The organism is Flavobacterium bomense (assembly GCF_003970355.1).
Map to the genome: position 1 here is coordinate 253199 of NZ_RYDJ01000002.1, position 14718 is coordinate 267916.

A 14718-nucleotide genomic window follows, 5' to 3' on the forward strand; every position below is an offset into this window, starting at 1 on the left:
ATTAGTTATAATAATTATATACTAATCTTTTCCGTCTTCATTTTTACTCATAAAACTAAGAGCAATATAACCCAGTACAAAGAAAATCGCCAATATAAAAATTGAATTCCTAATCGAGTTTGTAATTGAAGCTACAAAACCAAAAATAAATGTACCAAGCACTATGGCAATTTTTTCAGTAACATCAAAAAAACTAAAATAGGTAGCATGATCTTCCGTTTCAGGCAATAACTTGGAATAGGTTGAACGTGATAAGGATTGAATAGCCCCCAAAACCATTCCTATCATTCCTCCAAGCGCATAAATTTGGATATCAATATATGTACTTTTAGCATCTAAGAAGTAGACCGTAAACCAAATAAACGCCCAAATTGCTACAGTAAGTTTTAGTGTTTTTATATTTCCAATTTTCTCTGATATTCTTGAAAATAAATAAGCGCCGAAAATAGCAATTACATTTATTAATAAAATTATAATAATCAATTTACTCGTACTAATTCCTAGTTCTTTTTTAAAGAAAATACCAGCCAATAATATCATTGTTTGTACCCCTATGCTGTAAAGAAAAAAAGCGGTTAAGAATTGTTTTAATTTTGTTAGTTTCTTTATACTTTTTGAAACAACTTTAAGCGCTATTAATCCTTTAAAAATATAATCTTTTTCGGGTTTTTTATGAAATACATTATTAGGCAAATAATAAAAAGTTACTTGGGCAAAACCAATCCACCAAATACCAACAGATAAAAACGAAATCCTCGCCGGTAAAGAAGAATCTGTTATCCCATACCATTGAGGCATCATAACCATCGTCAAATTAAACGCCAATAAAATTACAGAACCAAAATAACCATACATAAATCCTTTTGCACTTACTCGATCATGTTGTTCTGGAAAAGCAATTTCTGGCAAATAAGAATTATAAAAAACAATACTTCCCCAAAAGCCAACACTGGCTAAAATGGTACCTAAAATTCCAATCCACAATGTGTCCTGTCCCTTAAAAAAGAATAAACTCATGACTGATAACGAACCCAAGTAACAAAAAAACTGCATAAATCGTTTTTTGTTACCCGTATAATCAGCAATTCCAGACAATATTGGTGATAAGAGAGCAACTACCAAAAATGAGAATGATAAAGAGTAAGATAGCAAAGTTGAATTAATGAATTCTGTTCCAAAAAAATGAACAATCCCATCGTTTCCGCTTGTTACCGTTTCATAATAAATGGGGAAAACAGCTGTCGAAATTACTAAACTATAAACGGAGTTAGCCCAATCATAAAAAGCCCAAGCGTTAATAAGCTTTTTATCTCCTTTTTGTAATCCTTTCATATTTCATTTATTTATGCTACGAATTTATTTATTTTTTGTTTAACATTAGACAAAACGGGATGAAATCGTACATTAATAATCCGTTATCATAAGCACGCCGTTAGGATAAACAAAAAAAAGCTTTTCTGAAAAAGAAAAGCTTTTGTATAAAATTAGATTTACTAATTAATATGATTTTTATCTGTATATAATTCCAACTTTTACAGCTGTTGCTTTAGCTTCAGGAATTAATGCTTTCAAATTCGCAATTCGGGTAGCATCAGAGGGGTGTGTACTCATGAATTCTGGCGGTGCTTGCCCAGCGGATTGCGCTGACATTCTTTGCCAAAAAACAACTGATTCCTCTGGATTGTATCCTGCAATAGCCATTAAAGTAAGTCCTATTTTATCGGCCTCCGTTTCATGACCTCTACTAAAAGGTAACATTCCTCCATATTGTGTGGTTACTCCGTAAGCCTGTTGCCAAATTTGTTGATTCTCAGCACTTTTTCCTCCCGTTGCAACAGCAACTCCTACAGCACCTAATTGTTGCAATTGAGCAGCACTCATACGTTGAGCTCCATGATTGGCTAATGCATGCGAAACCTCATGTCCCATTACGGTAGCTAAACCCGCATCATCTTTAGTTATAGGCAGTATTCCGGTATACACTACAATTTTTCCTCCTGGCATACACCAGGCATTCACATCTTTATTGTCAATTAATTTATATTCCCAACGGTAATCCTTCAAATATTGTGATTGATCTAAATATATTAAATATTTTTCTGCAGCAGCTTTAATTCGAAGACCAACTGTTTCCACTTTTTTTGCATCAGCAGTTCCAGTAATTACTTTGTTTTCACTTAAAAAAGTACCATATTGCTGAAATGAGGTTGGAAACAACTCACTATTGGGAACAAAATTTAAGTTTTTTTTTCCTGTAAGCGGATTAGTTGCACAAGAAGATAAAATACCTAGAGCAAAAACCCCTACTATTAAATGCTTTTTCATGATTTTATTATTTTTAGATGTCATACAAAAATACAATTATTAATATTTTAAAATTTATAAAATTAAATTTAAAAGTATCATTTTTTTGTTATTCTCCAATAATATACAAAGCTGTAAATCCCTTATCAACAATCAAATAGCCTTCATTATCCAAAGTAATTTTATCAAATACAACTTCAACGTTATCAATTTCTATTGTTTTGACTTTAAAAGGAAGTCCAATCAAATTTAATTTATACTTAGAATAATTAGTGTCGTATTTTCCTTCTTTATGCAACTGAATGATCAGTTCCTTCTCTTTTCCGGTTGCTTGAAAAGACAAAAAGCTATACCGTCCTTTTTTATAATCATATCCATCTTGCACATCTTCATACACTACTGATTTTTCTTTTCCTTCGTGATAATAAATATCCAGTGTTAACTCATCAAACTCCAGTTCGCCAACATATTGTTGAACCGGATATTTAGGAATGATTGCTCCTGCTTTTACAAAAATTGGAATTTCATCAAACTTAGTACCTACCCATATTTCTTTTCCGCCATTGACCAATTCGTTGGTCCAATAATTATACCATTGTCCACGAGGAATATACATGCGCCTTCCTACTGAATTAGGTTCTAAAATAGGACAAACAAGAATTTGATTTCCAAAAACAAATTCGTCATTTCTATAATGCGTTTGAATATCTTCCTGATCATAATATACTAATGGCTTCAACATAGGAATTCCTTCCTCAATATATTGCCAAAACATGGTATATAAATAAGGTAATAATTGGTATCTTAAATTCACGAACTTTCTAGTGATATTGATCACTTCTTCATCAAAAGCCCATGGTTCCTGATCGCCGTGATCTCCTGAAGAATGAGTTCTGCAAAAAGGATGAAAAACACCCAATTGAATCCAACGGGCATACAATTCGCCTGATGGTTGTTCTGCAAATCCACCAATATCTGATCCTGTAAAACCCATACCAGATAGAGACATGCGTTGCACCTGGATATTTGCAATCCATAAATGTTCCCAAGTGGCTACATTATCTCCAGTCCAAGAAGACGTGTACCGTTGTGCTCCTGCGTATGCTGATCTTGTTATTACAAAGGGTCTTTTTGGATATGCAAATCGTTTCACACCATGATAGGTTGCTCTGGCCATTTGTGTACCATAAATATTATGTGCTTTTCTATGACTGCAAGGGTTTCCGTCGTAATCATGGCGCACATCCATTGGAAATGTCTTATTAGGAACCTCCATTACTGCGGGTTCATTCATGTCATTCCACACTCCTTTTACTCCAATTTCCGAAATTAATTCTTTGAACAATCCAGCCCACCACTCCCGTACCGCAGGGTTTGTATAATCCGGAAAATTACATTCTCCCGGCCATACTTTTCCTTTCATGTATGGACCGTCAGCTCTTTTGCAGAAATAATCTTTTTCTAAAGCTTCTTGATATACCGAATATTCTTTGTCAATTTTTATTCCCGGATCGATAATTACAACTGTTTTGAAACCATCTTCGGCTAATTCAGCCACCATTCTTTTTGGATCCGGAAAATATTCTTTGTTCCAAGTAAAACATCGAAAACCTTCCATATAATCAATATCCAAATACAGTGCGTCACATGGAATTTTCAACTCTCTAAATTTAGCTGCAACTTCTTTTAAATTGCTTTCCGGATAATAACTCCATTTGCATTGGTGGTATCCAAGTGCCCAAAGTGGCGGCAATTCTGGCTTACCGGTCAAATCAGTATACGTTGTAACCACATCTTGCATTTGGGGTCCGTAAATGAAATAATAATTCATTTCTCCACCTTCAGCCCAATAACTGGTTACATTTCTTCTTTCGTGACAAAAATCAAAATAGGTTCTAAAGGTATTATCAAAGAAAATACCATAAGATTTCTTGTTTCGTAATCCAATATAAAATGGAACAACTTTGTATAAGGGCTCTTGGTCTTTTTGAAAAGCATATTGATCTGTTGCAAAATTTTCCAGTCTTTTTCCCTTCAAATTCATTTGGGTTGCTTTGTCGCCAAGTCCGTAAAAACATTCCCCGTCTTTTGAAGCCTTACTCATTTTGACAATGTTACCGCCATATTCATAGCTTTCTTCCCAATGAAATCCAAGCTCATCTTCTAAAATAATATTTTCTTCTAGATCATAAATAGATACTCTCATGTCTATTTTTTGAATCCTGCATTGTACTTTACTGGTTTTTATCTGATAATACTCTTCTGCTTCAGAAACTTCCAGAAAATTATAACCATGAGAATGACTTTTATCAATTGCATAAGAAAAATCATTGCTAAAATACCCTTTTGTTGTAAATCTAAATCGGATTAAACTATCTCTTAATATGGTTACTTTCAAGATGACACTATTATCGGTATGAAAATAGATTGAATCAACTTCCTGTTCAAAAGAAATTATTTTTGTGGGATATAAATCTCCCTTATATTCTAATTCTGTATTTGTAATCATGTTTTATGGTATTAATTTTAATCTTTTTCTAGCATTCAAACTTACGAAATTACTTTGTAAACAGTTATATGTGTGGGGTTTATTAACGAAAACGTTATAGTTTTTAGACAGTTAAATTTAGAGATAAATAGGTGTGTTTTTTAAAACAAAGAAGGTAAGAGATTAGGAGTTAAAATCAAAAAAAAACGATAAATCAACACTAAATTTAAATTAGTTGTTACACCTACATAATTAAGCTTTAAATACTCTTAATCTCTAATTCTCATTGTAATCTGAAGTTCTCTTAATCTCTAAATCGTTTTGTTAAAAATTATCCGATTTTAAAAACAATAACACTTAACGGCGGCAATAGCAATTCAGCAGAATAATCTCTTCCATCATAAGGCAATGCCTCAATTGCTATTTTTGTAGTATTAGAAACGCCGCTTCCTCCATAATTTGAAGCATCACTGTTAAAAATTTCTGTCAATTTTCCTTTTTTAGGTAAACCAATTCGATAATCAGGGCGCACCACTTGCGTGAAATTACACACTACAATTATATCGTTTTTTAGATCATTTCCTTTTCGAATGAAAGACATCACCGCATTTTGATGATCCGAATAATTAATCCATTCAAAACCTTCCGGACTGAATTGTTTTTCATATAATCCAGGTTGTGTTTTATACAATTTATTCAAATCTGTAATTAATTTTTTTACGCCTTCATGATAGGGATATTGCAATAAATGCCAATCTAAACTTCCTTCAAAATTCCATTCGTTGCTTTGTCCAAATTCACTTCCCATGAACAATAATTTAGTTCCGGGATGCATAAACATGTAACCATAAAGTAATCTTAAATTCGCAAATTTCTGCCATTCATCTCCCGGCATTCTTCCTGCTATAGATTTTTTTCCGTACACCACTTCGTCATGCGAAAGCGGCAACATAAAATTTTCCGAAAAAGTATAGGTCATTGAGAAAGTCAAATCATTTTGATGGTACTTTCTGTACACCGTGTCTTTTTGAAAATATTCCAAAGTATCGTGCATCCAGCCCATCATCCATTTCATTCCAAAACCCAAACCTCCGATAGATGTTGGTCTCGAAACCATTGGGAACGAGGTACTTTCCTCAGCTATGGTTTGAACGCCTTCATAATTTAGATACACGGCTTCATTAAATTCTTTCAGGAAACTAATAGTATCTAGATTTTCTCTTCCACCGTAAATATTAGGTTCCCATTCGCCTTCTTTTCTGGAATAATCCAGATACAACATCGAGGCGACGGCATCTACCCGCAAAGCATCCGCATGGTAATGTTGCAACCAAAATAACGCATTACTAATCAAAAAAGAGCGAACCTCATTTCGTCCATAATTGAAAACTAAACTTTTCCAATCTGGATGATAGCCTTTTTTACGATCTGGATGTTCAAAAAGATTGGAACCGTCAAAAAATCCTAAACCATGTGCATCATCTGGAAAATGAGAGGGTACCCAATCCAGGATTACTCCAATTCCTGCTTCGTGCAATTTATCTACTAAATGCATGAATTCCTGTGGATTCCCAAAACGGGAAGTTGGTGCAAAATACCCCACTAATTGATAGCCCCAAGACGGATCGTATGGATATTCCATGATGGGCATGAACTCCACGTGCGTAAATCCAGTTTCTTTTATATAATGTACTAAATCTTCGGCAAATTCTAGATACGTCAGAAAGCGATTATCTTCTGCATGCCGTTTCCAGGATCCTAAATGGACTTCATATACTGAATAAGGCTTGTCTAAACCATTGTGGTTCTGACGCGTTTTCATCCAGTTTTTGTCTTTCCATTGATACTCTAAATCCCAAACTACTGAGGCAGTGTGTGGTGGTTTTTCACAATAAAAAGCAAACGGATCCGCTTTCTCTGTTATGATTCCACCATTATTAGATTGTATTTTATATTTATAGGTTGTCCCTTTTTTGATGTTTGGAATAAATCCTTCCCAAATGCCAGAGGAGTCCCAGCGAACTTCCAACAGATGTTTACCTTGTGTCCAGAAATTGAAATCCCCAACTACAGAAACAGACTGAGCTGTTGGCGCCCAAACCGCAAAATAAACACCGTCTGTTCCATCAACTGAAAGAAGATGTGCACCTAATTTTTCATACAGACGAAAATGTTTCCCTGATTTGAATAATTCAATATCGAAATCGGTAAAAAGGGAATGCGAGATAACTTTGCTCATATAACAATTGTATGCTTCTGCTTTGTGTAAAAATCAGAATATTAGTGTAAGAAAAACAGTTTTTAGGGTTACTTAATAATGTAATTGTCTGGTATAACTGCTCCTTTTTTGATAACAACAATTCCATCTTTTATGGCATACAACTCATTAGAAAAATCTTCTAGATGGTTTCCACCATTGATATATACATCATTACCAATTCTGCAGTTTTTATCCACGAGAGCATTACTTATAAAACATCTTTCCCCAATTCCAACCAATTGTCTGTCGCTTTTAAGATCTTCATTCATATCATCAATATTCTGATAGAAATCATTACCCATTACGTAGCTGTTTTGAATGATAGTTCCCTCCCCTATTCTGGATCGAATACCAATTACAGAACGATTAATTTCTTTGGCATTCAAAATGCAACCTTCTGAAATCAATGATTTATCAACCATTGTTTTTTGGAATTTTGATGGCGGCAATAATCTTGGTCTGGTATAAATTTTATTAATATCATCAAATAAATTAAATTTTGGCAAGTCATCCGTAAGTCCAATATTCGCTTCAAAAAAGGAATCTATATTACCAATATCCGTCCAGTATCCTTCATATTGATAACTTAAAATCTTTCTGTGGCCTACCGCTTGAGGAATAATTTCTTTGCCAAAATCTTTGGTTTCTTTATTGGACATGATATCGACCAACAGTTTTTTGTTAAAAATGTAGATTCCCATCGAAGCCAAGTAATTTTTTCCTTCACTTTTCATTTGTTCACTCACATCCGATTCCCAATCCGGTAATAATTCCTTCGCTGGTTTTTCGATAAAGGATTCAATACAGCTTTCGGCGTTTGTTTTTAATATCCCAAATTCAGGCGCATCTTTAGCATTTACTGGCAAAGTAGCAATAGAGATATCAGCTTCGTTCTTAATGTGTTCTTCTAACATATCGTTGAAATCCATTTGGTACAACTGATCTCCGGAAAGTATCAACGCATAATCGAAATCATGGTTTAAGAAATGAGGCATACATTGTCTTACGGCATCGGCAGTCCCTTGAAACCAGGTTGGATTATCAGGAGTTTGTTCAGCAGCAAGAATATCAACAAAGGCATGGCTAAAAATACTAAAGTTATAGGTGTTTTTTATGTGTGCATTCAGGGAAGCCGAATTAAATTGTGTCAATACAAACATTCTGTAAATATCTGAATTCATACAATTTGAAATAGGAATATCAACCAATCGGTATTTTCCTCCTATTGGTACAGCTGGTTTTGATCGTGATTCTGTCAAGGGATACAATCTTGAACCTTGTCCTCCACCTAAAATAATGGCAATAACATTTTTCTTTTTGGGTTTCATTTCTTGTTGCTTATTAGTTTGTACATTTCTATATATTCCTGACAAACACGCTCCCATGAATGGTCTGTGTTCATTCCTATTTTTCTAATTTTGTTCAGATGTTCTTTATCATCATATAAATTGACGGCTCTTTGAATAGAATAACAAACATCACCAACTGTGGCCTGATCGTGGCAAATTCCGTTTCCGTCATCGCCAAAATCAACAACTGTGTCTCTTAACCCACCAGTTCGTCTCACAATGGGAATTGTTCCGTAGCGCAACGAATACATTTGGTTTAAACCGCAAGGCTCTACTCTGGAAGGCATTAATAAAAAATCAGAACCGGCGTAAATCAAGTGTGCTAATTCTTCATTATAACCAATAAACGTATTGTAATTTCCTTTGTAATCTTGTAGCAAAGTATTCAATTGTTTTTCAATAATTGTACTTCCGGATCCTAAAATCAAAATATTAATTTGTTGATAATTCTCAGATAAAGCAAGAGCTGCGGCTGGTGGTAATAAATCCCCTCCTTTTTCTTCTAATAATCTTCCAATAAAACTAAAAAGTGGTTTTGTTGGATCTAAATTAAAGAGTTTGCATAATTTTTCTTTGTTTTCCTGTTTTCCTTTTTCAAAATTTTTAATCGAATAGTTTTTTTCTATCATCGCGTCTTTTTCCGGATCCCAAACTTCAATATCAATTCCGTTCAAAATCCCTTTAGACTTATACCGAACCAAATTAAATAGTGATTCCAGACCATTTGCTGAATAGTTGATTTCATTTAGATAATTTGGAGAAACTGTGGTAACAGCCCAAGCACATTTTATGGCTACTGCCAATGAATTAATGCAATTATCCCATTCTAAAACATTTACGTGAGCCAAATCAAATTCGGGTAAATAATATAATTTATTAAACCCAAACTGCCCTTGGTATAAACCATTATGAATGGTAATCATGGAAGGAATATTTCGTAATTTTTCGTATTTGTGACAATACAACATCATAAATGGAATCATACCTGTATGATGATCGTGACAATTAATGACATCAGCAACTTCGCTTCTGCCTGTAATCCAATCCAAAGTGGCGATCTGGAAAGACAAAAAACGTTCAATATCATCTTCGTAACCATACACGTCTTTCCTGTCGAATAAATCCGGAATGTCAACCAAATACAATTCAAATCCTAGTTGGTCTGTTTTTTCTTTTAGAATACTATACGGAAAATTAAAATTTCCAAGTTTTACAGAACTCCAATGAACACATTCAAACTCATTTTCTTTTTTAAACTTTGTATCATAACAAGGTATTACAACCCTTACACGATGCTCTGCATTGTTTTGATATTTTGGTAATGCGCCAACTACATCAGCTAAACCTCCTACTTTTGCAACAGGATAACACTCTGCACTGATATGAAATATTTCCATGTATGAACTTTTGATATTTTTAATTAATTTTAACCCCTATTTTAGTCTTTTATATAAATACGCCTGAAAACTTTCTAAAAAATACTACTTTTATGTTTTTCTAAATTTACTAAAAAAATTATAATATAATAACCTGCTTGAAAATTTATTAAAATGACAAAAAAGTCTTCTAATCATACCCAATCATTGAAAATTCCTAAAATTATTTTATTAACCAGTAAATTAATCTCTTTTATTTCACCAAAACTAATTACATTATTTGCAGCTAAACTGTTTACTACACCCATAAAACATAAGATTCCAAAAAGAGAGTTAGAAATGGATCGAAATAGTATTCAAAAATTAATTTCAATTCCGGCAATTGGCAAAGAAGTTGTTGTATATGAATATGGAAAAAGTGACAAGAAAATTTTATTAGTTCATGGTTGGTCAGGACGTGGAACTCAATTATTCAAAATAGCGGATGAATTGCTTAAAGCCGGATATTCTACGATCAGTTTTGATGCTCCTGCACATGGAAAATCACCTGGAAAAACGACTATTATGGTCGACTTTATTGATACAATTTTAGAAATAGAGAAGCAATTTGGGCCCTTTGAAGCAGCTATTGGTCATTCATTAGGAGGAATGTCCGTTTTGAACGCCATAAAAAAAGGTTTAAAAGTAAATCATGCCGTAGTGATTGGCAGTGGTGATGTTGTAGAAGATATTATAGATGATTTTGTGGCAAAATTACAATTGAAACCAAGTGTAAGTACTCTTTTGCGTTTGCATTTCGAAAAAAAATACGGAGAAAAAATGAATAGTTATTCTGCTTTTTTGGCTGCAAAAGAAACAGCGATTCCTATTTTAGTAATACATGATAACCTTGATCCTGAAGTTCCCGTAAAGGCTGGAATTCACATTCATAAATATTTAAAAAATGGAGAGTTACTATTAACAGACGGATTAGGACATAGAAAGATTCTAGGCAACCTTAAAGTAATTGAAAAAACAGTTCAATTCATCCAAAATAAATAATTGAAATACAACACTATACAATTAATAAAAAAATAATCATGAAATATCCTTTAGAAAAAACAGAACAAGAATGGAAAGAAAAATTAGGAGCAGAACGGTATAGAATTCTTCGACAAAAAGGAACTGAATACCCACATACTGGAACTTATAACTTACATTACGAAAAAGGAACCTATTGCTGTGGTGCCTGCGGTGAATCTTTGTTCGAAAGCAACTCTAAATTTGATGCCCATTGCGGTTGGCCTTCATTTGACGAATCCATTCCTGGAAAAGTAGAATATATTTCTGATGTAACACTTGGTATGAAACGCACTGAAATCCTTTGTGCTAATTGTGGCAGCCATTTAGGACACGTTTTTGATGACGGACCTACAAAAACCGGACAACGCTATTGCGTGAATTCTTTATCAGTGGACTTCAAAGAATAGTGATACGGATTTATTTGAAAATTGCAACGGAATGGGATAAAAATTTAGAATCATTATAACAAACAAGTAATAACCATGGTATAATGTCGTATTTTAAAATCAGGATAAAAGTATGTAACAATATGATTTAAAGCTGTTTTACTTAAAGTTAATTCTTTTGACTTTACGACTTTTAAACTTTCGACTTACTTATATAGGCAAAAAACATCCGTTGGAGTTAGAGTAGTGCCCAGAATTTGATTAATCCCAGAATCCGAAGACGGAATCAAAGCTGAGAAACAACTCTTGCAAGTTTTACCAAAAGAAATCTGGGGCGAAATTAGGATGGCTATTTCCTTTTGAGGAAGAGAAATTTCTAAGCCTCAGCCCAAATGTCCGGAATGACCGATTAATTCCATTTGTCAGTATTATAAAAAAAATAAAAGGGTAAAAAGTAATTCACCCTTTTACCCTTTTAAATACCTATGAAATATTATAAAAAAGAAGGTTTAAGTCCCGGTTTTATTCTCTTTTTAGATACTTGTTCATACGCATAGCCCAATCCTATTAATTTCCCTTCTGTATACGGCATACCAAAAAATGATAAACCAACGGGTAGATCATAAGCCAGTCCGCAAGGAACTGTAATATGTGGATATCCACTTGCTGCAGCAGGAGAAGTTAAAGAATATCCTCCCCAACGATCTCCGTAAATCATATCAATACTGCAAGCAGGTCCCATGGTGATTCCACAAATAGCGTCTAATTTATTTTCTTTAAAAACTGTATTTAGCACACTTTTACTTCCTTCGAAACTTACGGTTAATGCTTCCAGATATTTTTTGTCCTCTAATCCTTTTTTAGCATTAGAACTTTCTAATGTTTCTTGCTTAAAATACGGCATTGCTTTATCTTCATTAGCAGTATTAAAATCGATAACATCTTTCAAACTTTTTACTTTTGCATTGGCTGTAGCCAAATAGGTATTCAATCCATCTTTAAATTCATATTGTAAAACTTCGAATTCGGCCTGACCCAAAGCATTAATTTTCTCCAAATAGTCAATTTCGATAATAATAGCCCCTTGTTTTTTTAGCAGGTTGACAGCAGCATCTAAAAGTGCATTAATGTATTTATTATTTCCTTGTGGCTTTTTTTCAATACCAATACGCTTGCCTTTCAAAGCATTTTTATCTAAAAAAGTTGTATAATCCTTCTGTGCTTTCCCTTTACTTTCAAGGGTTACAGTATCATCTTGGTCTACAGCAGCAATTACGCCTAATAAAATAGCAGCATCCGTTACGGTTCTGGCCATTGGACCAGCCGTATCTTGTGTTTTTGAAATTGGAATAATCCCAGATCGACTAACCAGACCTACAGTAGGTTTAATCCCTACAACTCCGTTTACCGAAGCTGGACAAACAATAGAACCATCCGTTTCTGTCCCAACAGCAACAACACAAAGATTGGCTGAGACTGCTGCTCCTGAACCAGCACTGGAACCGCACGGATTATGATCTAAAATATAGGGGTTTTTAGTCTGACCGCCTCTACTGCTCCAACCGGAACAGGATTGGGTCGAACGAAAATTAGCCCATTCACTCAAATTTGTTTTTCCAATGATTACTGCACCGGCTTCTCTGAGTTTTTTAACGACAAAAGCATCTTTTGAAGCACTATTTCCTGCCATTGCCAGAGATCCAGCCGTGGTTAGCATTTTATCCGCTGTGTCTATGTTGTCTTTTATTAAAACGGGGATTCCATGCAAAGGACCTCTGCTTTTACCAGCTTTTAACTCTTTATCCAGTGCAACAGCGATAGCCAGTGCATCTGGATTGACTTCGATGACGGAATGCAATTGAGGCCCATTGGTATCAATAGCTTCAATCCGTTTTAAGTATAATTGTACTAATTGTTCTGAAGTATATTTGCCAGAAGTTAATTTCTCCCTTACACTGCTGATGGTTTCTTCGTCTAGTTCAAAAACGGCATTGAAATCTTCAACAGATACTGAATCTTCATTTTTTTTGGTACCGGAGGTACAGCCTGTAATCAAAAGTGTAGTTAAACCTGCGGAAGCAAGTGTTGCTGTAGTTAAAAAAGATCTTCTTTTCATAGATTGCCAAATAAATATTTATATACTATTAATTTCGTTAACATTGAATACTATCTGGAAATAGATGCATTCAATTAAAATCCTAAATTAGTTTTTTTTTGATAAAATCAGTTCATTATTAAATGAAACAAAAGTTAAAGTTTGAAATGGAACAAAATTGGAATAAAAAACCAGAATACTAAAACCAATTGAGCCAGGCTAAATTGTAGCAATACATTTAATAATTGATTAACTTTGCCAAATAGAATTATTTAAAATCAAATTGATATGACAAAGTCTTCACAAGAACAAATGCTGCAAAAAGGAGTTTATACAGGAATTATGGAAAAAGATGAAAACAACAATTTTTTTTGTGGTGCCTATCTTCTGGACTATAAAATGGCTCAAAAACACAGTATTGGAGATTGGATTACGATAAAATCAATCATCGAAAATCCGAGTGATATCAGTTATAATAAATATCCAAAAAAATCCAAAAATTTCGATAAAGCAAACAATAAGCCCCAACAATAAAACTTTTTCAGTTTTTTATTCCTTAAATCTATTGTTTCAGAATACTTTTTTCGGAAAATTTATTGGTCTGAAACCAAAAAAATAAAAAAAAGTGTACCTTTGCAAAAAATTTGTCGCTTTTTGAAATCAAATCACATTGGTTTTATAGTAAAAGACAAGTAGTTACCTTATTTATGAAAAAAATAGTTGAATACCGCAAACTGCTAAATGTAGACAAAACTGCAGAGCTGAAAGATTTGAAAACGATATATCGTAATGCGATGAAAGAAGCGCATCCTGATAAATTTCAAGGAGATGAAACTGGTTTAAAAGCAGCTGAAGAAAACAGTAAAAAAATTATTGAAGCTTATCATTTCTTAGTGAGTATCAATCCTGAAACTCTAAAACAAAACTTACCGGAATACACTGAAACTATTGCAACTGCAAAAATTTCAGACTATAAGTTCGTAGAAGGACGATTGATCATCAATTTTTCAAATGGAAGTGTTTACGAATACATTAGTGTGCCTAAAGCTACTTACGTAAAAATGGTAAATGCTGAATCTCCTGGAAGATTTGCAAAAAGACACATCCTGAATTCCTTTACTTGGAGAAAAACAATCAATCAAGATTAATTTTTTTTAAGTCCAAAATAAAAAAGCATCCTTCAAAAAAAGGATGTTTTTTTATTTTGGACTTGTCCCGTTCTGAAATAGCAATATACAAACGCCTGCTTGCAAAACCTAAATAACTCGTCTAGAAAGTGTTTTAAATCCCATTTATTCGCTATTTTTTTTATAAATCTTAACACTAGTGTCCACTTAAAATAAGTTAAAAACCAGCTGGTTAGTATTATGTTCATTGACATTATTGTAATCTGATTTC

11 protein-coding genes are annotated in these 14718 nt (G+C 33.6%); 4 read left to right on the forward strand and 7 right to left on the reverse strand.

Features of this window, described 5'->3' with window-relative positions; all coding sequences use genetic code 11:
* Positions 1–21 precede the first annotated feature (21 nt).
* The 6 genes from EKL98_RS03920 to EKL98_RS03945 form a co-directional block, all read right to left on the reverse strand.
* Entirely contained in the window at positions 22–1332 is a 1311-nt protein-coding gene (locus EKL98_RS03920; protein WP_126561599.1) for an MFS transporter, read from the reverse strand.
* Between the two features lie 177 nt (positions 1333–1509).
* A complete protein-coding gene (locus EKL98_RS03925) occupies positions 1510–2325 on the reverse strand; it encodes a M48 family metallopeptidase (protein ID WP_126459772.1) in 816 nt (271 codons plus the stop codon).
* 88 nt (positions 2326–2413) lie between these two features.
* Positions 2414–4813: a glycoside hydrolase family 31 protein gene (locus EKL98_RS03930; protein ID WP_126561600.1), complete on the reverse strand. Its 2400-nt coding sequence runs from the start codon at positions 4811–4813 to the stop codon at positions 2414–2416.
* Positions 4814–5123: 310 nt separating this feature from the next.
* Positions 5124–7031, reverse strand: coding sequence for a 1,4-alpha-glucan branching protein GlgB (glgB, locus tag EKL98_RS03935; protein WP_126561601.1), 1908 nt, complete (start codon positions 7029–7031; stop codon positions 5124–5126).
* Positions 7032–7099: 68 nt separating this feature from the next.
* Positions 7100–8380: a glucose-1-phosphate adenylyltransferase gene (locus EKL98_RS03940; protein WP_126561602.1), complete on the reverse strand. Its 1281-nt coding sequence runs from the start codon at positions 8378–8380 to the stop codon at positions 7100–7102.
* Entirely contained in the window at positions 8377–9798 is a 1422-nt protein-coding gene (locus EKL98_RS03945) for a glycogen synthase (protein WP_126556340.1), read from the reverse strand. The genes EKL98_RS03940 and EKL98_RS03945 overlap by 4 nt, the downstream gene beginning before the upstream one ends.
* A gap of 153 nt (positions 9799–9951) precedes the next feature.
* On the opposite strand from EKL98_RS03945, the gene EKL98_RS03950 reads away from it, so the two are divergent.
* Positions 9952–10818, forward strand: a complete 867-nt coding sequence (locus EKL98_RS03950) for an alpha/beta fold hydrolase (protein WP_126555815.1) — start codon at positions 9952–9954, stop codon at positions 10816–10818.
* Between the two features lie 38 nt (positions 10819–10856).
* The gene (msrB, locus tag EKL98_RS03955; RefSeq protein ID WP_126514806.1) at positions 10857–11246 is read left to right on the forward strand and encodes a peptide-methionine (R)-S-oxide reductase MsrB; all 390 of its coding nucleotides are present in this window, start codon (positions 10857–10859) and stop codon (positions 11244–11246) included.
* A gap of 472 nt (positions 11247–11718) precedes the next feature.
* Here the strand turns inward: msrB and EKL98_RS03965 are convergent, their stop codons facing one another.
* Complete coding sequence (locus tag EKL98_RS03965) at positions 11719–13341, reverse strand: amidase (protein WP_126561603.1); 1623 nt, start codon at positions 13339–13341, stop codon at positions 11719–11721.
* A 267-nt stretch (positions 13342–13608) separates the two neighbouring features.
* On the opposite strand from EKL98_RS03965, the gene EKL98_RS03970 reads away from it, so the two are divergent.
* Together EKL98_RS03970 and EKL98_RS03975 are read left to right on the forward strand one after the other, a co-directional pair.
* Entirely contained in the window at positions 13609–13854 is a 246-nt protein-coding gene (locus EKL98_RS03970) for a hypothetical protein (protein ID WP_126561604.1), read from the forward strand.
* A 173-nt stretch (positions 13855–14027) separates the two neighbouring features.
* Positions 14028–14468 (forward strand): KTSC domain-containing protein, encoded by a 441-nt coding sequence (locus EKL98_RS03975; protein ID WP_126561605.1) that lies wholly within the window; start codon positions 14028–14030, stop codon positions 14466–14468.
* Positions 14469–14718 lie beyond the last annotated feature (250 nt).

Bases quoted from the DNA above. Each gene is read 5' to 3' on its own strand.
- EKL98_RS03920 (WP_126561599.1), bottom strand. From the start codon at position 1,332: ATGAAAGGATTACAAAAAGGAGATAAAAAGCTTATTAACGCTTGGGCT.
- EKL98_RS03925 (WP_126459772.1), bottom strand. From the start codon at position 2,325: ATGAAAAAGCATTTAATAGTAGGGGTTTTTGCTCTAGGTATTTTATCT.
- EKL98_RS03930 (WP_126561600.1), bottom strand. From the start codon at position 4,813: ATGATTACAAATACAGAATTAGAATATAAGGGAGATTTATATCCCACA.
- glgB (WP_126561601.1), bottom strand. From the start codon at position 7,031: ATGAGCAAAGTTATCTCGCATTCCCTTTTTACCGATTTCGATATTGAA.
- EKL98_RS03940 (WP_126561602.1), bottom strand. From the start codon at position 8,380: ATGAAACCCAAAAAGAAAAATGTTATTGCCATTATTTTAGGTGGAGGA.
- EKL98_RS03945 (WP_126556340.1), bottom strand. From the start codon at position 9,798: ATGGAAATATTTCATATCAGTGCAGAGTGTTATCCTGTTGCAAAAGTA.
- EKL98_RS03950 (WP_126555815.1), top strand. From the start codon at position 9,952: ATGACAAAAAAGTCTTCTAATCATACCCAATCATTGAAAATTCCTAAA.
- msrB (WP_126514806.1), top strand. From the start codon at position 10,857: ATGAAATATCCTTTAGAAAAAACAGAACAAGAATGGAAAGAAAAATTA.
- EKL98_RS03965 (WP_126561603.1), bottom strand. From the start codon at position 13,341: ATGAAAAGAAGATCTTTTTTAACTACAGCAACACTTGCTTCCGCAGGT.
- EKL98_RS03970 (WP_126561604.1), top strand. From the start codon at position 13,609: ATGACAAAGTCTTCACAAGAACAAATGCTGCAAAAAGGAGTTTATACA.
- EKL98_RS03975 (WP_126561605.1), top strand. From the start codon at position 14,028: ATGAAAAAAATAGTTGAATACCGCAAACTGCTAAATGTAGACAAAACT.